At 29.1% G+C, this 26,113-nt stretch carries 21 protein-coding genes and 2 riboswitches; of the genes, 4 read left to right on the forward strand and 17 right to left on the reverse strand.

Going from position 1 to position 26,113, the window contains the following annotated elements; genetic code table 11:
• Positions 1-333: 333 nt before the first annotated feature.
• A complete protein-coding gene (locus tag HF520_RS12370) occupies positions 334-1,581 on the reverse strand; it encodes a Glu/Leu/Phe/Val family dehydrogenase (protein WP_168574315.1) in 1,248 nt (415 codons plus the stop codon).
• Positions 1,582-2,147: 566 nt separating this feature from the next.
• On the opposite strand from HF520_RS12370, the gene HF520_RS12375 reads away from it, so the two are divergent.
• The gene (locus HF520_RS12375) at positions 2,148-2,321 is read left to right on the forward strand and encodes a DUF362 domain-containing protein (protein WP_168574316.1); all 174 of its coding nucleotides are present in this window, start codon (positions 2,148-2,150) and stop codon (positions 2,319-2,321) included.
• A 202-nt stretch (positions 2,322-2,523) separates the two neighbouring features.
• Here the strand turns inward: HF520_RS12375 and HF520_RS12380 are convergent, their stop codons facing one another.
• Positions 2,524-3,153, reverse strand: coding sequence for a redox-sensing transcriptional repressor Rex (locus HF520_RS12380; RefSeq protein WP_168574317.1), 630 nt, complete (start codon positions 3,151-3,153; stop codon positions 2,524-2,526).
• 137 nt (positions 3,154-3,290) lie between these two features.
• On the opposite strand from HF520_RS12380, the gene abc-f reads away from it, so the two are divergent.
• Both abc-f and HF520_RS12390 read left to right on the forward strand, forming a co-directional pair.
• Complete coding sequence (abc-f, locus tag HF520_RS12385; RefSeq protein ID WP_168574318.1) at positions 3,291-5,210, forward strand: ribosomal protection-like ABC-F family protein; 1,920 nt, start codon at positions 3,291-3,293, stop codon at positions 5,208-5,210.
• An 82-nt stretch (positions 5,211-5,292) separates the two neighbouring features.
• Positions 5,293-6,669 carry an MATE family efflux transporter gene (locus HF520_RS12390; RefSeq protein ID WP_168574319.1) on the forward strand — a complete coding sequence of 459 codons (1,377 nt, stop codon included), beginning with the start codon at positions 5,293-5,295 and terminating at the stop codon, positions 6,667-6,669.
• Between the two features lie 123 nt (positions 6,670-6,792).
• On the opposite strand, the gene tsaD is transcribed toward HF520_RS12390, so the two are convergent.
• The 13 genes from tsaD to metK form a co-directional block, all read right to left on the reverse strand.
• Entirely contained in the window at positions 6,793-7,809 is a 1,017-nt protein-coding gene (gene tsaD / locus HF520_RS12395; protein ID WP_168574320.1) for a tRNA (adenosine(37)-N6)-threonylcarbamoyltransferase complex transferase subunit TsaD, read from the reverse strand.
• Between the two features lie 2 nt (positions 7,810-7,811).
• Complete coding sequence (gene rimI / locus HF520_RS12400) at positions 7,812-8,267, reverse strand: ribosomal protein S18-alanine N-acetyltransferase (RefSeq protein WP_243155152.1); 456 nt, start codon at positions 8,265-8,267, stop codon at positions 7,812-7,814.
• Positions 8,257-8,973, reverse strand: a complete 717-nt coding sequence (gene tsaB, locus HF520_RS12405) for a tRNA (adenosine(37)-N6)-threonylcarbamoyltransferase complex dimerization subunit type 1 TsaB (RefSeq protein WP_168574321.1) — start codon at positions 8,971-8,973, stop codon at positions 8,257-8,259. Before tsaB ends, rimI begins: the two co-directional genes overlap by 11 nt.
• On the reverse strand, positions 8,973-9,425 hold the full coding sequence (gene tsaE / locus HF520_RS12410) for a tRNA (adenosine(37)-N6)-threonylcarbamoyltransferase complex ATPase subunit type 1 TsaE (RefSeq protein ID WP_168574322.1): 453 nt from the start codon (positions 9,423-9,425) through the stop codon (positions 8,973-8,975). Before tsaE ends, tsaB begins: the two co-directional genes overlap by 1 nt.
• 177 nt (positions 9,426-9,602) lie before the next feature.
• Positions 9,603-10,205 carry an ECF transporter S component gene (locus tag HF520_RS12415; protein ID WP_168574323.1) on the reverse strand — a complete coding sequence of 201 codons (603 nt, stop codon included), beginning with the start codon at positions 10,203-10,205 and terminating at the stop codon, positions 9,603-9,605.
• Between the two features lie 165 nt (positions 10,206-10,370).
• A riboswitch (FMN riboswitch) is annotated at positions 10,371-10,491 on the reverse strand.
• Between the two features lie 106 nt (positions 10,492-10,597).
• Positions 10,598-11,758: an amidohydrolase gene (locus HF520_RS12420; RefSeq protein WP_168574324.1), complete on the reverse strand. Its 1,161-nt coding sequence runs from the start codon at positions 11,756-11,758 to the stop codon at positions 10,598-10,600.
• 22 nt (positions 11,759-11,780) lie between these two features.
• Positions 11,781-13,922: a Tex family protein gene (locus tag HF520_RS12425; RefSeq protein ID WP_168574325.1), complete on the reverse strand. Its 2,142-nt coding sequence runs from the start codon at positions 13,920-13,922 to the stop codon at positions 11,781-11,783.
• An 88-nt stretch (positions 13,923-14,010) separates the two neighbouring features.
• A protein-coding gene (gene prfB / locus HF520_RS12430; protein WP_442970710.1) for a peptide chain release factor 2 occupies positions 14,011-15,121 on the reverse strand; the annotation gives its coding sequence in 2 pieces (ribosomal slippage) (positions 14,011-15,045 and positions 15,047-15,121; 1,110 coding nt in all).
• Positions 15,122-15,135: 14 nt separating this feature from the next.
• A complete protein-coding gene (gene secA, locus HF520_RS12435; RefSeq protein WP_168574326.1) occupies positions 15,136-17,808 on the reverse strand; it encodes a preprotein translocase subunit SecA in 2,673 nt (890 codons plus the stop codon).
• A gap of 178 nt (positions 17,809-17,986) precedes the next feature.
• Positions 17,987-18,535, reverse strand: a complete 549-nt coding sequence (hpf, locus tag HF520_RS12440; RefSeq protein ID WP_168574327.1) for a ribosome hibernation-promoting factor, HPF/YfiA family — start codon at positions 18,533-18,535, stop codon at positions 17,987-17,989.
• Positions 18,536-19,206: 671 nt separating this feature from the next.
• The gene (locus HF520_RS12445) at positions 19,207-19,968 is read right to left on the reverse strand and encodes a ComF family protein (RefSeq protein ID WP_168574328.1); all 762 of its coding nucleotides are present in this window, start codon (positions 19,966-19,968) and stop codon (positions 19,207-19,209) included.
• Between the two features lies 1 nt (position 19,969).
• A complete protein-coding gene (gene recD2, locus HF520_RS12450) occupies positions 19,970-22,192 on the reverse strand; it encodes an SF1B family DNA helicase RecD2 (RefSeq protein ID WP_168574329.1) in 2,223 nt (740 codons plus the stop codon).
• Between the two features lie 139 nt (positions 22,193-22,331).
• Positions 22,332-23,522, reverse strand: coding sequence for a methionine adenosyltransferase (gene metK / locus HF520_RS12455; protein WP_168574330.1), 1,191 nt, complete (start codon positions 23,520-23,522; stop codon positions 22,332-22,334).
• Positions 23,523-23,670: 148 nt separating this feature from the next.
• Positions 23,671-23,778: riboswitch (SAM riboswitch) on the reverse strand.
• Between the two features lie 298 nt (positions 23,779-24,076).
• Between metK and yyaC the strand changes: the two genes are divergently transcribed.
• Complete coding sequence (gene yyaC, locus HF520_RS12460) at positions 24,077-24,586, forward strand: spore protease YyaC (RefSeq protein ID WP_168574331.1); 510 nt, start codon at positions 24,077-24,079, stop codon at positions 24,584-24,586.
• Between the two features lie 124 nt (positions 24,587-24,710).
• Here the strand turns inward: yyaC and HF520_RS12465 are convergent, their stop codons facing one another.
• Both HF520_RS12465 and spoIIID read right to left on the reverse strand, forming a co-directional pair.
• On the reverse strand, positions 24,711-25,730 hold the full coding sequence (locus tag HF520_RS12465; RefSeq protein WP_168574332.1) for a rod shape-determining protein: 1,020 nt from the start codon (positions 25,728-25,730) through the stop codon (positions 24,711-24,713).
• A 101-nt stretch (positions 25,731-25,831) separates the two neighbouring features.
• The gene (gene spoIIID, locus HF520_RS12470; RefSeq protein WP_168574333.1) at positions 25,832-26,098 is read right to left on the reverse strand and encodes a sporulation transcriptional regulator SpoIIID; all 267 of its coding nucleotides are present in this window, start codon (positions 26,096-26,098) and stop codon (positions 25,832-25,834) included.
• Between the last annotated feature and the right edge of the window lie 15 nt (positions 26,099-26,113).

Below are 26,113 nucleotides of genomic sequence, written 5' to 3' on the forward strand. Positions count from 1 at the left end.
AAATAAAATTTACATCTTGTATAAGATATTTTTCTTAGTATATTAAAATTTACTATTTTATCCAAATTTGTTTTAATTAAATTATATCTTAACAAGCGGAAGAAGTAAAGAAATTTATAACTTCTTCGTTTTTTTATACCTTTTTATGACAAAAAATAATTATTTTATATAAATAAAAAAATAAATGATAAATAGAAAGAATATATATTTAACTATAGCTTTCTATCTTTGTTAACATCCCTTGAAGGTCCGAATTGTTTATCATATATATATTTAACTATAGCTTTCTATCTACCATTTATTTTTATTAATTCATTATTTTATAGGTATATCTTAATACCAACCTCTTCTTTTCATTGCCATATCAACTCTTTTTATCGACATCATATATGCTGCTGTTCTTAGATTAACATTATATTCTTTAGATAAAGACCAAATTTCTTCAAATGCATTTTTCATTAATATTTTTTGTTTTTCTTGAACTTCTTCAAATGACCATGTATATCTCATCAAATTTTGTACCCACTCAAAATAAGATACTGTCACTCCACCGCTATTAGCTAATATATCAGGTACTACAACTATATTATTTTTATTAAATATTTCATCAGCTTTAGGTGTAGTAGGACCATTTGCTCCTTCACATATTATCTTAGCTTTTACATCTTCTGCATTTAACGAAGTTAATTGATTTTCTAAAGCACAAGGCATTAAAATATCTACTTCTGCAGTTAAAACATTCTGATCTATAGGATCTGCACCTGGAAAACCTACTATAGTCATATATTTATTTGTATATTCAATAAGCGATTCCATATCTATACCATCTTTATTATATATTGTACCTTTATGATCCCCTACTATTATAACTTTAGCTCCAAATTCAGTTATGTATTTTCCAGCATAGCTACCAACATTGCCACATCCTTGAAGAGCCACCGTAACATTATTTAAATTTATTCCTAATTTTTTAGCAGCTTCCATGGCCATCAAAGCTATCCCGTATCCAGTTGCCTCACTTCTTGCTAAAGAACCATAAAAATCTACTGGTTTTCCTGTAAATGTACCAGGTTGAAATTTACCTGTTAACTTAGAATATTCGTCTACCATCCAAGACATTATTTCTCCATTTGTATTAACATCAGGTGCAGGTATATCCTCTTTCTCGCCAATTATAGGAGCTATAGCAGCTACATAACCTCTAGAAATTCGCTCTAACTCACCTTTGGAGTATTCTTTTGGATCAATAGCTATACCACCTTTTCCACCTCCATAAGGTATACCAACTACTCCACATTTAAATGTCATCCAAGTTGATAAAGCCTTAACTTCATCCATAGTAACATTAGGATGGAATCTAATTCCGCCCTTAAAAGGTCCACATGCATTATTATGTTGAGATCTATATCCTGTAAATGATTTTATTGTTCCATCATCCATTTTTACAGGGAAAGAAACCTCTAAAAATCTCATCGGATTTTTTAATATCTCGTATACTGCAGAATCTAATCCTAGCTTATCACACGCTGTTTTAACTTGTGATTTAGCAATTTCAAATACATCTAAAGTTTTCCCTTCCATAATTAATCCCCCTTATATCAATTTATATGTATTTTAAAAATTTTTAGTAATATATTTTATGTCTCTAGTATGATGAGTATAACAGATTAATTCATCTTTAATATACTAACACTTTAAATTAGTATAAGATTATATATCAGTAATTAATTCGACATTATTTTTAAAACAAAAACTAATCTTCTCTAAGAATTAGATGTTCATTTATTATTTCTCATAAATCCTAAACTATATTATGGTTTAATGATATAGTTTTGCTGTAAAATTTTTAAATCACATGATATTAAAAGCTTCCCTATAAGTATTTATTATAAGTATTATTTTTACTATATTTTAGGAATGATATTTGATTTATCATAATTAAAATTTTAACATAATCTCTTTTTATTTATAGTTATTGTATTTTTAATTAAATATTTTTATTAAAATTTTATAATTAAATTTAATTTAGGAAAACATTGTCTTGTCGTAACAAACAGTATTATGTAGAACTATTTTATTTGTTAATCTATAGTGATTTTGATATAATAATTGTAATAGTGATTAGATAAAAAGGGGGAATTTTTGATATGGCTTACACAATAAGTGATGCTTGCATAAGCTGTGGTGCTTGTGCTGATGAATGTCCAGTTGAATGTATATCTGAAGGAGATGAAAGATACGTTATAAATGCTGATGAATGCATTGAATGTGGATCTTGTGCTTCTGTTTGTCCAGTAGATGCTCCACAACAAGCTGAGTAGTAAATATAATTTATATATTATATCGATCAACTCATATCAAAAAATATAGGATTACTATCATACTTAAATTATGATAGTAATCCTATATTTTTTGATTAAGATTATATTCATATATAAATAAAAAAGCCACAAGACTTTTGTCTTCTGACCTTTTCTTCATTTTAATAATATATTTTTTAACTTAACTTTATATTATAGTATCTTAATTTTCTGCGTTCATTAAATATGATAATGTAAATAGGCTTTCTGTTAAATTTACATTTTCTACTATTACTGATGGTGGTACATCTAAATCTAATGGTGCAAAGTTCCAAATTCCCTTTATTCCAGCACTTACTAGCCTGTCTGCTAATTCTTGGCCACCTTGTTTAGGAATACACATTATTGCTATATCAACATTATTTTCTTTTATAAATTCTTCTATTTGTTCAGAATCTAATACTTCAAACTCCCTTATTTTTAGTCCTATCATTCTTGGGTTTGCGTCAAATAATGCTTTAATTTCAAATCCAGCTTTTCTAAAACCTGAGTAATTTGCTATTGCTTGACCTAGGTTACCGGCTCCAATTAATATTGCATTATACTTTGTTTCTAAACCTAGTATCTTTCCTATTTCTTTGTGAAGAGCATCTACATTATATCCGTATCCTTGTTGACCAAACCCACCAAAGTTATTTAAATCTTGCCTTATTTGCGATGCTGTAAATCCTATTATATCGCTTAATTCTTTAGATGAGATTCTTTGTATATCCTTATCTAATAAATCTCCTAGATATCTATAATACTTTGGTAGTCTTCTAATTACTGCCATAGATATATTTTTATTACCCACAGCTTCACCTCCTAATTGCTTAACTTTTATTTAAATATTCTCCTAAAGTGTTTCTTTTTTTAAAACATCTTATATATCCTTGATTATATTATATCAAAACATTATAATTTTAGGTAGTTTAAGGAGGTATAAAATTTATGATCGTTCTGTCATGTAATAACTTAAATAAAAGTTTTGGGATAGATTCTATACTAGAAGATGTATCATTTACTGTAAATGAAGGAGATAAGATCGGTATAATCGGAATTAACGGTACTGGCAAGACTACTTTATTTAAGATAATCTCAGGAGCTTATGGATATGATAGCGGAGATATATATACATCTAAAGATTGTGAAATTGGATATTTAGAACAAAACATGAATTTTCACTCTGAAAATACAATTTTAGATGAAGTTCTTGAGGTTTTCAGAGATTTAATAGATATGGAAGCCTATTTAAGAAATTTAGAATTAAAAATAGCTGATGAGAGTACAAAATCAAACTCTACTGATTTAGATAAACTTATGAATGAATATTCTCATAAGCTAGAACTATTTGCAGATAAAAACGGATATGGTTACAAATCTGAGGCAAGGGGTGTTTTAAAAGGTTTAGGATTTAGTGATGAAGATTTAGATAAACCTATAGGTATTCTATCTGGAGGAGAGAAAACAAGAATACTTTTAGGTAAGTTACTTTTAAAAAAGCCTACCTTATTAATGCTTGACGAGCCTACTAATCACTTAGATTCTGAAGCTATCGAGTGGTTAGAATTATTTTTAAAGCAGTATAAAGGTACTGTCATGTTAATTTCTCATGATAGATATTTTTTAGACCAAGTGGTTACTAGAACCTTTGAAATTCATAATAAAAAATTAAAAACTTATAATGGAAACTACTCTAAATTCTTAGAACTATCAAAGATTGAAAAAGAATTAGAGTTAAAAAAATATGAAGACCAGCAAAAAGATTTAAAGAAACAAGAAGAATCTATAGAAAGATTAAAAGCATATGGTCGTGAAAAACATTTAAAAAGAGCTCGTAGTAAAGAAAAAGCTTTAGATAAAATCGAGGTATTAGATAAACCTGAGGCCTACAGAAAAAAAGCACGAATAGAATTCAATCCTTCGATTGTTAGTGGGAATGATGTACTTCAAGTAAGAGATGTATCTATGGGTTATGAAAATAGAATTTTATTTAAAGATTTAAATTTAGATATTTATAGAGGAGAAAAAGTTGCTCTTATTGGGGCTAATGGTATCGGTAAATCTACTTTATTTAAAATTATTATGAATGAAATAGTACCTCTAAATGGTACTGTACTCTTAGGAACTAATGTGAATGTGTCTTACTTCCATCAAGAACAAAAAACATTAGATTTAAATAATACTATTATAGACGAAATATGGAATGATAATAAGCATTTAACTCAAACTCAGATAAGAAGTATGCTCGGTGCATTTTTATTTGAAGATGAGGAAGTATTTAAGAAAATCTCTACTTTAAGTGGTGGAGAAAGGGCGAGAGTTGCTATACTTAAATTAATACTTTCAAATGCTAACTTTTTACTTCTTGATGAACCTACTAATCACTTAGATATAGATTCTAAAGAAGTTCTTGAGGAAGCTTTATCAAGCTATACAGGAACAATATTCACTATATCTCACGATAGATACTTCTTAAATACTGTTGTAGATAAAATTTTAGTTTTAGATGAAAATGGTATAACTGAATATCTTGGAAATTACGATTACTATATGTTTAAGAAAAGACAAGCTCAAGAAATAAACCTTATACAAGAAGATAATAAGGAAGAAAAAACTAAAACGCAACTAAAAGAAGAAAAAAGAAAAGAAAGAGAACAAAGAGAAATAGAAAAGAAAAATAGAATTAAAAGACAAAATTTAGAAAAAGAGATTGAGGCTACTGAGTCTAAAATCGAAGAATTAGATATTTTACTTTGCCAAGAAGAAGTATACTCTAACCCAGAAAGAGCAAGAGAAGTTAGCCAAGAAAAATCATCTCTTGAAAATAATCTCGAATCTCTTTATGAGGAATGGGAACAACTGGTTTAACATTTTAGATTTGATTTAACTTATCTAAAATATCTATTTCTATGTTGTTTTTAAAAATAAAAATTTATAAAGAGGTGATTATTTGCAAAGATTGTTTAAATTAGATAAAGAAAATAAAAATTTCTATAAATTATTATTTTCACTTTGTATCCCTATTATTGTTCAGAATTTAATTTCATCTTCTGTCAATGTAGTAGATACAGTTATGATAAGTAGTTTAGGAGAATCTGCTGTAGCATCTATAGGCGTTGCTAATCAATTCTTCTTTCTATTCAACATGACTTTATATGGTATAACAGGTGGAGCTGGCATTTTTATATCTCAGTTCTTTGGTAAAAAAGATGTAAATAATATAAGAAGTGTTACTGGTTTAAGTGTCATTTTAGCATTTATAATAAGCTGCTTATTTTTTATTCCAGCTCTATTAATGCCAAAACTAATAATAAATATATTCTCACATGATCCAGAAGTTGTGAAACTATGTATTCAGTATTTTAGTATTATTGCATTTTCATATCCAGTAATCGCATTAAGTACAGTGTTTAGTATGGGTGCAAGAGGAGTTAGAAATCCTAAGTTAGGTATGATTTGTAGTACCATAGCTTTAGGAACGAATATTGTGCTGAATTATGGACTTATATTAGGTAATTTAGGTCTACCTGCTCTAGGTGTTAAAGGTGCTGCAATCGCTACAGTTATAGCTAGAGTATTAGAATTAGTATTAATAGTTTCTTATGTTTATTTTATAAAAAGAGATTATATATTAAGATTCAAGCTGTCAGATATAAAAAGAATAAAAGTAGATTTTTTAAAAACTTTTATAGCTAAAAGTTTACCTATTTTACTAAATGACAGCTTATGGGCATTTGGAACTGTATTATATTCTGTTGCTTACTCTCAAGCTGGTACTTCTGCTATTGCAGCAAGCCAAATTGCTACAAGTACAGGAAATTTCTTTATTATGACTTCTGTCTGTGTGGCAAATGGTGCTGCTATTATGCTTGGAAATGAATTAGGTGCTGATAATATAGATAAGGCAATATCTTATTCTAAAAAGTTCTCTGTATTAGTATCTTTAACGGGATTATTATTTGGACTTTTATTAATAATTAATATTCCTTTATTGCTAAAAATATTTAATGTATCAGAAGCTTTATCTCCTGATATTGTAAAAATATTTATTATAATGGGTCTATTAATGGCTTTAAAATCATTTAATACATTTATAGTAATAGGTGTGCTTAGAAGTGGTGGAGATACTAAGTACTCATTATTTTTAGAGCTTGGATGCATGTGGATAGTATCTATCCCACTAACATTCTTAGCAGCTATAAAAGGAGCTCCTATATTTATTTTAGTGTTGATTACTTATACTGAGGAAATTGCTAAATTTATCTTTGGAGTACCTAGAGCATTATCAAAAAAATGGGCTACAAATTTAGTAAAAGAAATGGTTTAGTTGATATATTAACGAAACTCGTCAAAATAAAAAATCACTCCATGCAGATGAGAAAATTCTGCAAATGGGGTGATTTTTTATTTTTTCCTTACACTAACAAACTAATATAAAAATAATATATTTTTATTTTTGTCCTATTTTTAGGTTTGGTACAGCATTTAGTGCCATATCATCTCTTCTTCCATTTATATAACTATAGTATCCAGCACAACCTATCATTGCAGCATTATCTGTACATAAAACTAGAGATGGATATTTAATTTCTATATCATGATGTTTAGCTATTTCTGTTATTTTTTCTCTAAGAGCTGAGTTACATGCTACTCCACCTGCTAAAGTTATTGTTTTGTAGTTTTTGTCTAAAGCAGCTTTTATAGCTTTTGTTGATAACACTTCTACAACAGCTTCTTGGAAAGATGCTGCAACATCTTCGACTATGATTTCTTCATTTTTCATTTTCTTAGCATTTAGGTAATTTAGTACAGCTGATTTTAATCCACTAAAACTAAAATCATATTCTTCATCCATATTAGCTCTAGGGAACTCTATAGCATTCTTATTTCCCAATTTAGCTAATTTATCTATTATAGGTCCACCTGGATATCCAAGTCCCATAGCTCTTGCTATTTTATCAAATGCTTCTCCAGATGCATCATCTCTTGTTCTTCCTAAAATTTCATATTTACCATAGTCCTTTACTTCAACTAAATGTGTATGTCCACCTGATACTATTAATGTTATAAATGGTGGCTTTAAATCTTTATGTTCTATATAATTTGCACTTACATGACCTTCTATGTGATTTACTCCAACCAAAGGTATATCTAATGTATATGCTAAAGCTTTAGCATGAGATAATCCTACTAGTAAAGCTCCTGCTAACCCTGGACCATAAGTAACTGCTATATGATCTATATCTTTAAAACTTAACTTTGCTTCATCTAAAGCTTCTTGAACAACTTCATCAATACTTTCTATGTGTTTTCTTGATGCCACTTCTGGAACAACTCCACCGAATTTTTTATGTGTTTCTATTTGAGTAGATATTATATTTGATAAAACTTCTCTACCATTTTTTAGTATGGCCGCTGATGTCTCATCACAACTACTTTCTATAGATAATGTTATTATATCTTTCATTTTTACACCTCTTTTATATCATTCCACATTATTATGGCATCTTCTTTATTATTACTATAATATTCCTTCCTAATTCCAGCCATCTTGAATCCGTATTTTCTATATAAATTTTGAGCAACTGTATTTGAAGTTCTTACTTCTAATGTCATTGATACTATATTATTATCTTTGCAAACTTGTACTAATTCCTTTATTAATTGGTCTCCGATTTTTTGACCTCTATAATCTTCATGTACTGCTACATTTGTTATATGACCTTCATCTACTACAAACCATATACCAACATATCCTGCTACTTTACCATCTACTTTTGCAACAAGGTATTTTGCTAAATTATTAGATAGCTCTTTTTTAAATGAATCCTTTGACCAATAATCTTCAAAGCAATTTTTCTCTACTTCGAAAACTCCGTCAATATCATCGACCTTCATTTCTTCTATTACAAGATTATTTACCATTTTCTAACCTCTTCATTTTCTCTTCGTATTGAACTTCTGCTTGAGATTTTCTTATATACATTGGATTTATATCGTAACAATTATGAACATCTATATTTTTATTATATTTTTCTTTAGCGATAGAACATAAGCTACTTGCTTTTGTTACATTGTGTGATGGAGCTGGCACTCTTATATTTTTTATTTCTTTTATTCTATCTTCATACTTATAAACAGCTTCTCCAACTAAAATCCACTCTTCGTTATCCTTAGATATTTCTTCTAATAAATTTTCTATTTCAACTACATCTACTGGTTGTATTTCAACTATGTTTCCATTTTCAAATTTATATCTTCCAGTATAAACCTGATTTCTTTGTGCATCTAGTATAGAACATATCTTCTTATCACAAAGATTCATATTTCCACCTAATATTTCTAGTGAATTCACTCCTATTATAGGTAAATTATTTACATGTGATATTGCTTTAGCTGTAGCCATACCTATTCTTAGTCCTGTAAACGACCCTGGTCCTATACATATTGCTATAGCATCTATATCTTTTATATTTATATCACTCATTGATAGCATATTTTCTATCATTGGCATAAGCTTTTGAGAATGTGTTGTTTTTGTATTTACAGTATATTCGCATATTAATTTATTATCTTCAATTACAGCAACGCTCGATGCATTTGAAGATGTATCTATACCTAGTATTTTCATTATTTTGTCAGCTCCTCAACGATTTTTTTATATTTTTCTCCAACTGGTTTTAATATCATTTCTCTTCCCATATCTTTATAAATTAATTCTATATCTAAATACTCATCAGGAAGTATATCTTCTATTAAATTAGCCCATTCTATTATACACAAACCATCTGAGTTTATATATTCATCATACCCAATATCATACATTTCTTCACTACTTCCGATTCTATAAACATCAAAATGGTATAAAGGCATATTTCCTTCATATTCATTTACTATTGTAAAAGTAGGACTAGTTATATAATCGTCGACACCAATAGCTTTTGCTAAGCTTTGAGTCATAGTAGTTTTCCCTGCTCCTAAGTCTCCTATTAAACAAATCACACTTCCTGGTGTAAGTAATTTTCCTAATCTATATCCTATTTCTTTAGTTTGTTCTTCTCCGTCCAAATATATTTTAACCATGACTTCATCTCCATTATATTTCTAAATATTTATTAATTCGATAAATATTATTATATTATAATAATTAACTTTAATCAAAATTTTAGACAACAAAATTAACTTATATCATATATTATAAGCTTTCATAAAAAAAGAGGTCTATGAATTAAATCCATGAACCTCTTATATTTAGATTTTTTATTTTTTAAGTATTCCATTCACCTTTTTGTATAGTGGTAAAACACATATTGTCATTACTATAGCTTTAATTATATTAAATGGAGCGTATACCCAAATTACAAATGTAAATAAATCATGTATTCTTGGATTTATTGCACTTCCCATTGCTATTACTGCGTCTAAACTACCGACTACTTGACCATATATTGGAGTTACCACAAAATAATTTAATACACATCCCATAATAGTCATGCCTATAGTTCCTAATATAGCGCCTAGTATTACACCTTTAAAATTGCTTCTTCTTTTATAAAGATAAGATATTATAACTACATAAGTTCCACTTATAATTGCATTTGCTATTTCTCCTACTCCACCAGTAACACTGACTCCTATTTGAAGTAAATTCTTTATAAGTGCTATTATAAATCCAGCTAAAGGTCCCATCGCCATTCCGCCGAATATTGCTGGTATATCTGATACATCTAACTTTAGGAAACTTGGAAATATAGGTAATGGCACCGATATAAACATAAGTATATAGGCTACTGCTGCTAGTATACCTATTTTAGCTAAAGTTTTTACAGACATTGACTTGTTATTTTTAATTGTTCCTTGCATAAAATATTACCTCCCAATATATTTAAATAAAAATTTAAATAAATTAGAAATAAAAAACTCGGAAATAAAAAACTCGAAGAATAATTCTTCGAGCTTGTTTTTATGGATATAGTTTGAATACTAATTAATATTAAGTATATTGCTTAATTTTAAGTATTCGCTTTTAACCATCTTCTCTCATCCAGACTTTACTGTCGGCTTTGGAATCTCACCAAATCATGCTACACAAGGTAGCTCGCGGGCTATAACCGCCGGTAGGGAATTTCACCCTGCCCCGAAGATTTTAAATTTCTATTTAATTTATACTTATATAGTAGTTAAATTTTTCCTTACTGTCAATCTTAAAGAATATAAAAATATTACTTTATAAAAAACTCTTATTTTGTAAAGAACTAAGCTCTCTTATAAACTATTTTCCCATCTATTATAGTAAATAATACATTACTTTGTATTTCTAAAGGACATCCATCCCATATAACTATATCTGCATCTTTTCCAACTTCTAAAGATCCTACTCTATCTTGTATCCCTAAAGTTTTTGCAGGATTTATAGTTATCGCTTCTATAGCTTTTTCCTTTTTCATTCCATGCTTAACAGCTATTCCTGCACACATAGGAAGATATTGTACAGGTATAACAGGATGATCAGTCATTAAAGAAACCTGTGCTCCAGCATTTGATAAAATTCCTGCAGTATCGAAAGTTAAATTTCTAAGTTCTATCTTAGATCTTTCTGATAAAGATGGTCCAACTATAACTGGATATCCTTCTTCAACCAATTCTTCAACTATAAGATGACCTTCTGTACAGTGATCTAAAGTAAGTTTTAAATCAAATTCTTTAGCTATTCTTATAGCTGTAAACATGTCATCTGCTCTATGAGCATGAACTTTAAATGGTATTTCTTTTCTAAGTACTGGTATTAAGCTTTCCATTTTTATATCGTATTCTGGTCTATCGTGATCCTCATGTTCTTCATATAACTCAATTTCTTCTAAGTATTCCTCTGCTTTTTTAAGATTTTCCCTTATTAAGGATGCTATAGCCATTCTAGTTTGAGGAGTTTTTTCATCTCTTCCATAACAGCTTTTTGGATTTTCACCAAAAGCGATTTTTGAAGCAACAGGATTTTTTATAACCATATTATCTATTCTTCTACCATAAGTTTTTATAGCTATACATTCTCCACCCATTACATTTGCACTACCTGGTGTTGTACAAACTGCTGTTATACCACCTTGAACAGCTTCTTCAAAAGTTCTATCCATTGGGTTTATTCCGTCTATTGGATTTAGCTGTGGTGTTATTGGGTCTGTTTCTTCATTTCCATCAGCACCTTCAAATCCCATTCCATCTTCCCATAACCCTAAATGTGTATGAGCATCTATAAATCCAGGAAATACATATTTACCTTCTGCATCTATGATCTCAACATCTAAGGGAGCTTCTATTTCTTTACCTATTTCTAAGATTTTTTTTCCTTCTATAAGAATATTACCTTTAAACACACCATTTGTTATTGTGTTTATAATTCCATTTTTTATAAATATCATTTCAACCTCCTCCTAGAGATTCTTACATCTTCATTGATAAAGAAACTCTATTCTTGTCTAAGTCAATTCCTATGACCTTCACATCAACTACGTCTCCTACCGTAACTACATCCATAGGATCTTTAACAAATTTATTACTCATTTGAGATTTGTGAACCAAACCATCATTTTTTATTCCGATATCAACAAAAGCACCAAAATCTACTACATTACGTACAGTTCCTTTTAGAACCATTCCTTCCTCAATATCCTCTATCTTTAATACATCTGTTCTAATTATAGGTTTAATTCCTTCTTCTCTCGGGTCTCTACCTGGCTTTTTAATTTCAGCTATTATATCTTTTAAAGTAATTTCCCCTACTTCTAATTTCTTACTTAATTCCATTATACCTATCTTTTCTACTCTTTTATCAATATCTTGTATATTTCTATTTTTTACATCTTCTAAAGAATATCCTATCATTTCAAGCATTTTTTTACATATATCATAGCTTTCTGGATGTACACCTGTGTTATCTAATGGATTTTTACCATTTGATATTCTCATAAATCCTGCACATTGAGTAAAAGCTTGAGGTCCTAATCTTTTTACTTTTTTCAGCTGAGCTCTTGATGTAAAGTCACCATTTTCTTCTCTATAAGCTATTATATTTTTAGCTATAGTTTTGCTTATACCGGCAATATGCTCAAGTAAAGAATAAGATGCTGTATTTAAATCTAATCCTACACTATTAACTGAGTCTTCAACTACTCCATCTAATACACCCTCTAGTCTTTTTTGATTTAAGTCATGTTGATATTGACCAACACCTATGCTCTTTGGATCTATTTTAACAAGCTCTGCTAGCGGATCTTGTAATCTTCTACCTATAGATATTGCACCTCTAATAGAGACATCAACGTCTGGATGTTCTTCATTAGCAAGCTCTGATGCAGAGTAAACAGATGCTCCTGCTTCACTTACTATTACATATTGAACTTCCTTATCTATTTCCTTTATCAAATCAGATATTATACTCTCAGACTCTCTTGATGCAGTTCCATTACCTATAGCTATTATATCTACATCATATTTATCTATAAATTCTTTTAGCTTTTTCTTAGTTCCTTCCACATCATTTTTAGGCTCTGTTGGATAAACTGTTGCATAATCTAAAAACTTACCATTCTTATCAACTACAGCAACCTTACATCCTGTTCTAAATCCTGGGTCAAATCCTATTACAACCTTACCTTTAACTGGTGGTTGAAGTAATAAGCTTTTTACATTTTGCCCAAACACATTTATAGCTCTTTCCTCCGCTGCTTCTGTAAGGCTATTTCTAACTTCTCTTTCTATAGAAGGAAAAATCAATCTCTTATATGAATCTTCTATTGCTTGTACTATTTCTTCTTTATTAGATGAATTTTCTTTATTTATATATTTATTTATAATATGATTTATCACCTTATCATTGTTTATTTCTAATTTTACTTTTAAGAAATTTTCTTTTTCTCCTCTATTTATGGCTAATGTTCTATGAGGAGCTATATTTTTAACACCTTCACTATAATCATAGTACATATCATATACCGATTTTTCGTCTGTAGAATTTTTTGAAACTAAAATCCCTTCCTTTAAAGCAAGCTCTCTTATATACTTTCTAACATCTGCATCATCAGAAACTATTTCTGCTATTATATCTTTTGCTCCCTTTAAAGCATCTTCTACTGATCTAACTTCTTTTTCTTCATTTATGTATTTTTGAGCTTCTATCTCTAAATTAAGTACCTGTTCATTTAAAATACTCAGTGCTAATGGCTCTAGTCCTTTTTCTTTTGCGATAGTAGCTCTTGTTCTTTTCTTTTGCTTAAATGGAGCATATATATCTTCTACTTCTTGAAGTGTTTTTGCTTTTAAAATTTTATTTGTTATTTCTTCTGTTAATTTACCTTGCTCTTCTATTATTCTACTTACATCTTCTTTTCTACTTTGTAGGTTTCTTAAATATGTTAATCTATCATTTACTTCTCTTAAAGTAACATCACTCATCCCACCAGTCATTTCTTTTCTATATCTGGCTATAAATGGTATAGTGTTTCCTTCATCTATCAATTTTATTGTATTATGTATTTGTTCATCTTTTAAATTGAATTCTGTTTTTAATATTTGATTTATATCCACAATACTTCCTTCTTTCTATAATTTAACTTTATTAAAATTGTCAGTTTAAAATAAGGCTCAAGAATTAACTTCTCAAGCCTTATTTTTATTATTGTTTGTTTTTATTCATTTTAAGATATTCGTTTATAAATAAATCTATATTTCCATCCATAACACTATCGACATTTCCCATTTCTGCATTAGTTCTATGATCTTTTACCATCTTATATGGTTGGAATACATAAGATCTTATTTGGCTGCCCCAAGTTATTTGGGAATATTTACCTTGTATATCTTCTATTTTTTCTTTTTGCTCTAATTCTTTTAGTTCTATAAGCTTTGCCATAAGCATTCTCATAGCTCTATCTTTATTCATATGCTGTGATCTTTCATTTTGGCATTGAACTACAACTCCAGTTGGAATATGGGTTATTCTTACAGCTGAGTCTGTAGTATTTACATGCTGACCACCAGCACCAGAAGCTCTATAAGTATCTATTTTTAAGTCACTTTGATTTATTTCCACTTCTACATTCTCATCAAGTTCTGGTGTAATATCTATAGATGCAAAAGACGTATGTCTTTTTCCCGATGGATCAAAAGGAGATATTCTAACTATACGGTGAACACCTTTTTCACTTTTTAAGTATCCATAAGCATTTAATCCTTCAATTAATAAAGTAGCACTTTTTATACCAGCTTCTGGGTCTGAAAGTATATCTAAAAGTTTTACCTTATATCCTTTTCTTTCGCCCCATCTTATATACATTCTAAGAAGCATCTGAGCCCAATCTTGAGCATCTAATCCTCCTGTACCTGCATTTATAGATAGTATTGCATTATTTTTATCATACTCACCACTTAGAAGAGTTTTTATTCTCATATTATCTATCTCTTTTTCAAGACTACTTATACTACTTTCTATTTCTTTACATACGGAATCATCATTTTCTTCTAATCCAATTTCTATTAATAATTCTATTTCTTCTAATCTTTCAGTAAGTTTATTAAACTCATCTACTATATCTTTAAGAGCCTTATTCTCTTGTATAACTTTTTGAGCTTTTTCATTATCATTCCAAAACTCTTGTTTATTCATTTCAACTTCATTTTTTTCAATTTTATCTAACAATGAAGCAATGTCAAAGAGAGTCCCTCATTTCATTTAGATTTGAAGACATTTTGTCTATACTATGTCTATACTCTTGTATGTTTAACATTTAAACCTCCAAAATTATCTTCCACAACATTTTTTATACTTCTTACCACTTCCACATGGGCATAAGTCATTTCTTCCTGTGTGATCTTCTTTTTTAACTGTTTTATTTTCTGGCTCATCACTTGCACTTGAAGATAAATGATCTACATCTATAACTTGTTTTCTTTCAACAGGTTGCTCTATAGTTATATTAAATAAGTATCTAACTGTATCTTCTTGTATATGCTTAGTCATATCATCAAACATATCAAAACCTTCCATTTTATACGCAACAACAGGGTCTTGTTGTCCTATAGCACGAAGTCCTATACCTTGACGTAATTGATCCATTGCATCTATATGATCAATCCAATGACTGTCAACAGATTGAAGAAGTATAACTCTTTCAACCTCTCTCATTCTTTCTGAACCAATTTGTTCTTCTTTAGCTGAGTAAATTTTATGAGCTATATCATAAACCCTTTCTACAAGCTCTTCTTTAGAAAGTTTTGCAAAATTCTCTATTTCTATACTTCCTTTTGGCATAAATATAGAATATAAATGTGCTTTGAATACTTCTTCATCTACTCCATTTTCATTTGTAGCTATAGCTACAGATTCTTCAATTATAGATCTTATCATAGCTTGAATTTGTTCATCTAAATTCTCACCTTCTAATACACGACTTCTTTCAGCGTATATTATTTCTCTTTGCTTATTCATAACATCATCATATTGAAGAACATGTTTTCTTATACCAAAGTTCTTTCCTTCTACTTTCTTTTGAGCAGTTTCTATAGACTTTGTTAACATCTTATGTTCTATTGGCATATCTTCTTCAAGGCCAATTTTTTCAACCACACCTTGTATTCTTTCGCTTCCGAATAATCTCATAAGATCATCATCTAATGCTATGTAGAATCTTGAGCTACCTGGGTCTCCTTGACGTCCTGCACGACCTCTTAGCTGGTTATCTATTCTACGAGATTCATGTCTCTCTGTACCTATTATAGCTAAACCTCCAGCCTGTAGAACTTCTTGTTGCTCAGCTTCTGACTCTAATTTAAATTTATTATATAAGTTTTCATATTCACTTCTTGCTTTAAATAACTCTTCATTCTCTTCTGTTCTTTGAATTTCTAAAGGTGAATCAACTTTATTTATTACTTCATCAGTATATCCTAGTCTTTTCATTTCTTTTTTAGTTAAGAATACAGGGTTACCACCTAAAACTATATCTGTACCACGACCTGCCATATTTGTAGCTATAGTAACTGCCCCTAATCTACCGGCTTGTGCTATTATTTCAGCTTCTTTGTCATGATGCTTAGCATTTAATACTTCATGCTTTATTCCTCTTTTCTTTAAAAGTTGAGATAATAACTCTGATTTTTCTATAGATACAGTACCTACTAACACTGGTTGTTTCTTTTTATGTCTTTCTATTATATCTTCAGCTACTGCGTTAAACTTTCCTTTTTCATTTTTATAAACAGAATCTGCTAAATCTTCTCTTTGTATACCTTTATTAGTTGGAATTTGTACAACATCCATTTTGTATATAGCTTTAAATTCTTCTTCTTCTGTTTTTGCAGTTCCAGTCATTCCCGATAACTTATTGTACATTCTGAAATAGTTTTGGAATGTTATAGTAGCTAATGTTTTAGATTCTCTTTGTATTCTTAATCCTTCTTTTGCCTCTATTGCTTGATGTAATCCTTCCGAATATCTTCTACCAAACATAAGTCTTCCTGTGAATTCATCAACTATAACTATTTCTCCATCTTTACATACATAGTCAACATCACGCTTCATTATAGCATGAGCTTTTAATGCTTGATTTATATGATGATATAATTCTGTATGAGATATATCCGTTATATTTTCAACATTAAAATATACTTCTGCTTTTTGTATTCCCGATTCTGTTAAAGATACAGCTTTTTGCTTTTCATCTAATTCATAATCACCTTCTCTTAAAGTCAATACAAAAGTATTAGCATCTGAGTATAAATGAGTTGATTTATCCCCAGGTCCTGATATTATAAGAGGAGTTCTTGCTTCGTCTATAAGTATTGAGTCAACCTCATCAACTATTGCATAGTTTAAAGGTCTTTGAACTCTTTGTTCTTTATGTATTACCATATTATCTTTTAAGTAATCGAACCCGTATTCATTATTTGTACCATAAGTTATATCACACTCATACTGAGCTTTTCTAACAGTTGGATTTTGACCGTGAACTATTACCCCTACAGTAAGTCCTAAAAATTCATAAACTTTCCCCATTTGCTCTTTATCACGCTTTGCTAGGTAGTCATTTACAGTAACTACATGCACACCTTTCCCTGTAAGAGCATTTAAATAAACTGGTGCTGTTGCAACTAAGGTTTTACCTTCCCCAGTCTTCATTTCCGCTATTCTTCCTTGATGAAGAACTATACCACCTATAAGTTGTACCCTATAATGTCTTAATCCTAATACTCTCCTAGATGCTTCTCTTACCACTGCAAATGCTTCTGGTAATATATCATCTATTGTTTCTCCTTCTTCTAACCTATTTCTAAATATATTAGTCATATCCTTAAGCTCTTGATCTGACATTGCTTCAAATTTAGGTTCAAGTTGATCTATTTTATCAACTATCTTATTAAAATTCTTTAATTCTCTTTTATCAGCCATATTAAATAAATTATCTAAAAAACCCATCGTTGGCATCTCTCCTCGTCCTTATATTATTACTATTATACATTTTACCATAAAAATACTATATTTAATATTAATATTGACCTTATCTGTAAATTATATAAATATTAGAAAAAATAACAAAAAAATATTTAAAGCTACCAATAATACTATTAGTAGCTTTTCTAATTCTTAAATCATATTATTCATGCTCTATCATTCCATATCCACCATTTTTACGTTTATAAACTATAGCAATTTCATTAGTATCTATATTTCTGAACATATAAAATTCATGTTCTATTAATTCCATTTGTAATACGGCTTCCTCTGGACTCATTGGTTTCATATCAAATTTTTTACTTCTTTTTATAACTATATCTAAATTTTCTTGATCATCTTCAAAATCCTCATCTACATCTATATCTACAACTTCAAATCTTATGCTTTCATTAGATTTATGTCTATCTTGTAGTCTCTTTTTATATTTTCTTAATTGCTTATTCAATTTATCATAAACAATATCAATTGCAGCATATAAATTTTCTTCACTATCTTCAGCTCTTATAATAGGCCCACTTATAGGGATTATTGTTACTTCTATTGTATGGCGAGCTTTTTTAGCACTTACTGTAACTTTTACTTCAGTTTCTGGATGAAGGTAATAATCTAATTTTCCTATTTTATCCTCAATGGCACCTTTTATTGCTTCAGTTAAATCCATTTGTTTACCAGATATTATTATATTCATAAGAACATCTCCCTTCAGTTATAGCAGTATAAAAATCTACTTATACTTTCATAAATATATTCTTTATCGATTCATCTAATCCTTTATTTTTATTGTTAACTTTTATAAGTTTTATATACTGTCGAATAAAGTATTCTATTACATATTTTTTTTTAATTGTTTATATGTGGATTATTATCAACTACATATCCTGTGGATAATGTGTATAATTTTGTTAATAACTTTAATAACTGTGTATTTTTAGCTATTTATTAATAATAATATATCCACATTTTTTTGCATATATTGTTATTAATCTGTGTATTGATGTCAAATTTCAACATATTATTTTATTTTATGATATTATTATACTCTTTTAATTCTTTTTTTATTTTATTTATAAAAATAATTTTTGATAAAAAAAAAGCACCTATAAAGGTACTTTTGGATATTTAGCTGACCTGGTCTTTGACCCCACACTCGCCTACTGGAGGGTTCGCTTGGGTTTGCCGCACTACTAACTCTCTCGATTTTGTATCGGTAGGTCTTACTTCTAAGCTGCACCATGATCATTAACACCATTTTTAGTATTAACTTACGTGGATCCTTTTGCCTGCAACTGGCTTGGACTTTCAACCACAGACCTAAAATATCACCTAATTATTTTATTATTTTATAAACTATATGTCAAGCTAATTTTCTACCTTTACATACCTATCATTACTTTTTGTTAATAAAGTCATTACATATACTTTTCTAACTTCATTTAATTTTAAAATCTTTGATATCTCATTTGATGTAGCTCCTGTTGTAAAAATATCATCTATGAGCAATATATCTTTATTTTTTATATTTATTATATTTTCATTTAAACGAAATGCATTTTTCAACTCTAATTCTCTTTCTTTTTTTGTTAAGCTATATAATTTTTTTGTATTTTCTTTTCTATAAATGCAATCTGAAATAGGTACGTTTATTTCTTTACTTAAATACTTGGCTATTTTTTCTGACTGATTAAATCCTCTTTTTCTTAATCTTTTTCTATGTAATGGTACAAAAGTTATATAATCAAATTTAATATTTTCTAATTCTAATTTTTCTTTGATTATATTAGATATATACTTTGAAATATACGTTTTATTTTTATATTTTAATCCTAAAATTAGTTGTTTACTTATATCATTATATTCTATACAGGATATTGATTTATCAAAATAGAAACTTTTATTAAAGCAATAACTACATCCTTCTATATCTTGTTTTTCCAAAGAGTGATATATTATTGGTTTTCCGCATTTTATACAACCATCTTTTATAAAATGTAATTCTTTAAAACAATCCTTACATAAAGAATACGTATTAGTAATTTTTATTGGTTTATCGCATAAAATACAACTTATATTTTCTGGATAAATAAAATCTAAAAATAAATTAAATATTTGATGCCAATACATATTATTTTAATAACAGCCCCTCTTGTTTAAATTTATTTAATTTATTAGATAAATTAGAATATCTATCATTAGTTCTATTATTTTTTATCATGTACTCTAAATACTTAACATCTCCAACTAGCACAACTAATTTTTTAGCTCTAGTTACTGCTGTATATAATAGATTTCTACTTAATAACATAGGCGGAGCCCAAGTTATAGGTATAACTACTGCAGGAAATTCACTCCCTTGACTCTTATGTATGGTTGTACAAAAACTATGATCTAATTCATCTAGCTCATCATAAGTATATTCAACTATTTTAATTTGATCAAATAGAACATATACTTTTTTATTTTCTTTATCTATATGGTATATATATCCAATATCTCCATTATATATACCTTCTCCACTATCTCTTCTATCTTCACTTTCCCATTTTTTAGTGTAGTTGTTTTTAATTTGCATAACTTTATCACCAACTCTAAAAGTTCTCTTAGCAAAATTTTCTTCAACTTTAAATTTTTCTGGTTTATTTAGACTTTTCTGTAGAGCCATATTAAGATTCGTTACTCCTACATCTCCTTTTCTCATAGATGCAAGCACTTGAATATCCTTCATTTTATCAAACTTGTAAAAATTAGGTAATCTTTTACTTACAATTTCAACTATTTCTTCTAATATTTCTTCGTTAGTATTTTTCCTTATAAAAAAGAAGTCTTTACCTTTAACATTTAAATATAATGGCTCTCCTTTATTAATCTTATGGGCATTTACTACTATCATACTTTCTTGAGCTTGTCTAAAAATTTCATTTAATTTAACTACATTTATTACATCAGAATCAATTATATCTTTTAAAACATTTCCAGCTCCAACAGAAGGCAACTGATCACTATCTCCTACTAATATAACCCTTGTTCCTGGCTTTATTGCTCTAAGTAAACTATACATCAATAATATATCTACCATAGATACTTCATCCAAAATAACAACATCAGCATTTATAGGGTCTTCTTCATTTTTTAAAAACATTAAATCATCACTATCTGTTGCAAATCCCATTTCTAGTAATCTATGTATTGTCTTAGCTTCTCTTTGAGATGTTTCACTCATCCTTTTAGCTGCACGACCTGTAGGAGCTGCTAAAACAACCTTTTTTTTGTTATTTTCGAATACTTTAATAATAGTATTTATTGTTGTTGTTTTTCCAGTACCAGGCCCTCCCGTAACTACTAATACACCTGTATTTATAGCTTCTTTCACAGCTAAAATTTGATTTTTAGCTAATTTTATATTTTCCTCTTCTTCTATATATCTAATTTCTTCATCAATATTTATATTTAGGTCATCAAATTCACATTGAGATAGCTTTATTATTTGTTTGCAAACACCATTTTCTGACATGTAATATGGCATAAGATAGATTAACTGCTGATTATTCATTAGTTCTATATGAATCTTTTGATCGTATGCTAAAGACATTATACAGTTATCTATCATAGACTCATCTACATCTAATATTTTTCTAGACTCTTGTATTAAAAGTCCCTTTGGCAAATATGTATGTCCGCTGCTTAAAGACTGATTCAAGGCATATAGTATTCCTTGACATATTCTATCATCTGAATACTTATCTATCCCTATCTTACTTGCTATTTCATCTGCTATCTTAAAGCCAATACCTCTTATATCTTCTGCTAATCTATATGGATTTTTATTTATAATATCAATAGATTTATTTTTATACTTTTTATATATTTTCAAGCAATAATTAGGAGTTATACCATATGGAGATAGCTCTATTATAATATTTCTAAGCTCTCGGTTTTCTTCGTAGCTTTTTACTATTTGTTTTAATTTTTTACCGCCTATACCCTCAACTTCTTCTAAACGTTCTGGATTTTTTTGTATTATATCTAAGGTATTCACACCAAACTTATCAATAATTCTCTTAGCCATTTTTTCTCCTATACCATGTATCATTCCTGATGCTAAGTAAGAATATATTCCTTCCACAGAAGTTGGTGTAACTGGCATAAACTTACTAACCTCAAATTGAGTTCCATAAGTTTTATGATTAACCCATTTACCTTCAACCTCTATACTCTCTCCTACTGATAAAGTTGGCATACAGCCTACGATTACAACTTCATCCATGCTATTAGCTAAATGAGCTATTGTATATCCATTATCTTCATTTTTAAATACAATATCACTTATCGTTCCTTCTAATCTTTCCATATCATTTCTCCTACAAACAAATAGTGTTTTTATCATATACCTAATTTGCTACTATTATACATTTAATACTTAATAAAATAAAGAGCATGGTTCAAATATAATTTGAATCATGCTCTCTTCTATATAATAGATTAATTAATTAAACTAAAGCTTGAGCTTTTAATGCTTCTGCCTTATCAGTTCTTTCCCATGGTAAATCTAAATCAGTTCTTCCAAAATGTCCATAAGCAGCAACTTGCTTATATATTGGCTTTCTTAAGTCTAAGTCTCTTATTATTGCACCTGGTCTTAAGTCAAAGTTTTTATTTACTAATTCAACTAATTTCTCTTCTGAAACTTTTCCAGTCCCAAAAGTATCTATGAATATTGATAATGGTCTAGCTACACCTATAGCATAAGCTAATTCTATTTCACACTTGTCTGCAAGACCTGCAGCAACTATATTTTTAGCAACATATCTTGCAGCATAAGCAGCAGATCTATCAACTTTAGTTGGATCCTTTCCTGAGAATGCTCCTCCACCATGTCTAGAGTATCCTCCGTAAGTATCTATTATTATTTTTCTTCCAGTAAGGCCTGTATCCCCTTGTGGCCCTCCTATGACAAATCTTCCTGTTGGATTTATATATATCATAGTTTCTTCATCAAGTAATTCAGCTGGTATAACATACTTGATTACATGTTCTATTAAATCCTTTCTTATTGTATCATTGTCCACATCTTCAGAGTGTTGAGTTGATATAAGTACTGTATGCACTCTTACAGCCTTATTTCCATCGTATTCAACTGTTACTTGTGTTTTTCCGTCTGGTCTTAAGTAATTTAATAAGCCTGATTTTCTAACTTCAGTAAGTCTTCTAGATAATTTATGTGCTAATGATATTGGTAGAGGCATTAATTCTTCAGTTTCATTACATGCAAAACCAAACATTATACCTTGATCCCCTGCTCCTACATTTTCTATTTCATCTTCAGTAATTTCTCCTGATTTATTTTCTAAAGCTTCATCAACACCCATAGCAATATCTCTTGATTGCTCATCTATAGATGTTATTACAGCACAAGTGTTGCAGTCAAATCCGAACTTGGCTCTTGTATATCCAATTTCTTCTACTGTATGTCTAACTAATTTAGGAATATCAACATATGCTGATGTTGTTATTTCTCCTGCCACTAAAACTAATCCAGTTGTAACTGTTGTTTCGCAAGCTACTCTTGATAGTGGATCTTTTTCTAATAATGCATCTAGTATTGCATCTGATATTTGATCACATATTTTATCTGGATGTCCTTCTGTAACTGATTCTGATGTAAATAAATGTCTTGCCATTTCGTATCCTCCCTTTAACTTCATAAACTGTATATTTATTTCGTATAAATTTTCGAGGTCTATATTAATTGGTATCATTACAATTAAAAAAACCTCTCCTTATACAAGAAGAGGTTAATTATCACAAATTCAATGTATTAATTAACTAACCTCATCTTTCAAGATTTTAAAAAATCTTGTAGGAATTAGCACCTTTTCCCGTTAGGGCGGTTGCTGGGCGTCATAGGGCCTATCCCTCAGCCTCTCTTGATAAGGTAATAAATATTTTCATATTTATTATTAAGATTCATTTTTATTTAAATATAATAAAAAATATACATATTAATATACTTATTATATTACTATTTTTCATTTTAACTGTCAAGTCTATATATTTATATATGTCAATTATTGCTATCTAAATATAACAAGTTTTTATATCTTTAACTATATAATATATATTAAGGGTAACTATTCATATTTTATTTTCATATTATAAATATGATATTTTTATGTAGTTTAAAATTATCATTTTCTAAATTACATGTTCATATATTTTTGAAGGGGGTGTTCCTATGTATTTAGCTAAAGTAAATTATAAAAAAGAAAATGTAGCACAAGTATTAAGCTTAATACTCAAAGATATAATAAGTGAAAATACTATTGTTATTTGTATAGGAACAGATCGGGCTATAGGCGATGCTCTAGGGCCTTTAATTGGAACTATGCTAAAAAATAGTGATTTTAAATACCCTGTTTACGGTACCTTAGATAATCCTATTCATGCCTTAAATATATATGAGTCACTAGAGGAAATAAAAAATCTCCATCCTAAAGGAGAATTTTTAGCTATTGATGCTTGTCTCGGATCTAAAAATAGTATAGGTAACATACAAGTAAGAAAAGGACCTATTCTGCCTGGTAAAGGTGTTGGAAAAAAACTCCCTCAAGTTGGTAGTTATTCTATAGTAGGTATTGTAGATAAAATCGATGAAAATAATAGGTTTTCATTCAATAATGTCAGACTTAGTTTCGTATTAGAGTTATCCGAAACTATCGCACTCTCACTTCTTTTAGCTACCTAATGTTTGTAAATCATATAACAAAAATAAAGGGCAGTAATAAAATAAAATTAATAAATATCTAAAAAAAGATATTTTCTAAATTTATTTCATTATATGCCCTTTTATCTTTTTATTTAAAATTCTATTATCTTTTCTTGAATGTTCCACCTGTCTCTAATAAATCTAAAGAACTTAATGAACTTCCTGTTCCTTTAGCTACACAAGATAAAGTATCTTCTGCAACTACTACATTAATACCTGTACTTTTTTCGATCTTTTTATCTAATCCTCTTAATAAAGACCCTCCGCCAGTCATTATAATACCTCTATCACTTATATCCGCTGCTAACTCTGGAGGCGTTTGCTCTAATACATAACGTGTAGCAATAACTATTTGCTCTATGCACTCATTTATAGCTTCTAAAATTTCTGAAGATGATATTTGCATTGACTCTGGAAGACCTGTAACTAAGTTTCTTCCGCTTATTTTCATTTCTCTTTCTTCTTCAGTTTTAATAGCTGTACCTATTTCTATCTTTAACTTTTCTGCACTTCTTTCTCCAATTAAAAGATTCTTTTGCTTTTTAATATATCTAACTATAGCTTCATCAAATTTATCTCCACCTATTTTTATAGATTCACTAACAACAGCTCCTCCTAATGATATAACAGCTATATCAGTAGTTCCTCCACCAATATCAATAACCATATTACCATGTGGTTGAGATATATCTATTCCAGCTCCTATTGCTGCAGCTATAGGCTCTTCTATTATATAAACTTCTCTTGCACCAGCTTGTCTTGTTGCTTCTTCTACCGCTCTTTTTTCGACTTCTGTAACCCCAGTTGGTACACATACCATTATTCTTGGCATGAAAAATCTTCCGAAACCTTTTTTATCTACTACTTTCTCAACAAAATACTTTAACATTTTTTCCGTCACATCATAGTCTGATATTACACCGTCTCTTAACGGTCTTATAGCTACTATATTCCCTGGTGTTCTCCCTATCATTCTTCTTGCTTCTTCACCTACTGCTAACACTGAATTTGTTCTTGTATCAATTGCAACCACAGAAGGTTCTTCTAAAACTATACCTTTCCCACTTACATAAACTATTACGTTGGCCGTCCCTAAGTCTATACCTATGTCAACTCTAGCCATTTCTTCAACTCCTCTTTGATTTTTATATTTGAATTTGTCTATATACTCCTAGATACAAGATATACAAATTTCACAGTTTAGTCAAGAAAAAGATGTAGGTTTTAACCTACATCTTTTTTGTTTTCTTTTTCATATTTTAGCTTAGTCGCTAATCCTCCTCTGATGTGTCTTTCTGATTTATTTTTTTCTAAAACTTTCTTAACCTCTTGCGCTAGAGATGGGTTTATTTCTTCTAATCGTTCGGTTACATCTTTATGAATAGTACTCTTACTTACTCCAAAAGTTTTAGCGGTTTGTCTAACAGTTGTATTTTTCTCTAGTATATATTTTGCTACAATTATGGCTCTTTCCTCTATATGCGATTTCAAGACTTCCCCTCCCTC

The organism is Romboutsia sp. CE17 (assembly GCF_012317385.1).
Classification (GTDB): domain Bacteria; phylum Bacillota; class Clostridia; order Peptostreptococcales; family Peptostreptococcaceae; genus Romboutsia_E.

Bases quoted from the DNA above. Each gene is read 5' to 3' on its own strand.
- HF520_RS12370 (WP_168574315.1), bottom strand. From the start codon at position 1,581: ATGGAAGGGAAAACTTTAGATGTATTTGAAATTGCTAAATCACAAGTT.
- HF520_RS12375 (WP_168574316.1), top strand. From the start codon at position 2,148: ATGGCTTACACAATAAGTGATGCTTGCATAAGCTGTGGTGCTTGTGCT.
- abc-f (WP_168574318.1), top strand. From the start codon at position 3,291: ATGATCGTTCTGTCATGTAATAACTTAAATAAAAGTTTTGGGATAGAT.
- tsaD (WP_168574320.1), bottom strand. From the start codon at position 7,809: ATGAAAGATATAATAACATTATCTATAGAAAGTAGTTGTGATGAGACA.
- rimI (WP_243155152.1), bottom strand. From the start codon at position 8,267: ATGGTAAATAATCTTGTAATAGAAGAAATGAAGGTCGATGATATTGAC.
- tsaB (WP_168574321.1), bottom strand. From the start codon at position 8,973: ATGAAAATACTAGGTATAGATACATCTTCAAATGCATCGAGCGTTGCT.
- tsaE (WP_168574322.1), bottom strand. From the start codon at position 9,425: ATGGTTAAAATATATTTGGACGGAGAAGAACAAACTAAAGAAATAGGA.
- HF520_RS12415 (WP_168574323.1), bottom strand. From the start codon at position 10,205: ATGCAAGGAACAATTAAAAATAACAAGTCAATGTCTGTAAAAACTTTA.
- HF520_RS12420 (WP_168574324.1), bottom strand. From the start codon at position 11,758: ATGATATTTATAAAAAATGGAATTATAAACACAATAACAAATGGTGTG.
- secA (WP_168574326.1), bottom strand. From the start codon at position 17,808: ATGGGTTTTTTAGATAATTTATTTAATATGGCTGATAAAAGAGAATTA.
- hpf (WP_168574327.1), bottom strand. From the start codon at position 18,535: ATGAATATAATAATATCTGGTAAACAAATGGATTTAACTGAAGCAATA.
- HF520_RS12445 (WP_168574328.1), bottom strand. From the start codon at position 19,968: ATGTATTGGCATCAAATATTTAATTTATTTTTAGATTTTATTTATCCA.
- recD2 (WP_168574329.1), bottom strand. From the start codon at position 22,192: ATGGAAAGATTAGAAGGAACGATAAGTGATATTGTATTTAAAAATGAA.
- metK (WP_168574330.1), bottom strand. From the start codon at position 23,522: ATGGCAAGACATTTATTTACATCAGAATCAGTTACAGAAGGACATCCA.
- yyaC (WP_168574331.1), top strand. From the start codon at position 24,077: ATGTATTTAGCTAAAGTAAATTATAAAAAAGAAAATGTAGCACAAGTA.
- HF520_RS12465 (WP_168574332.1), bottom strand. From the start codon at position 25,730: ATGGCTAGAGTTGACATAGGTATAGACTTAGGGACGGCCAACGTAATA.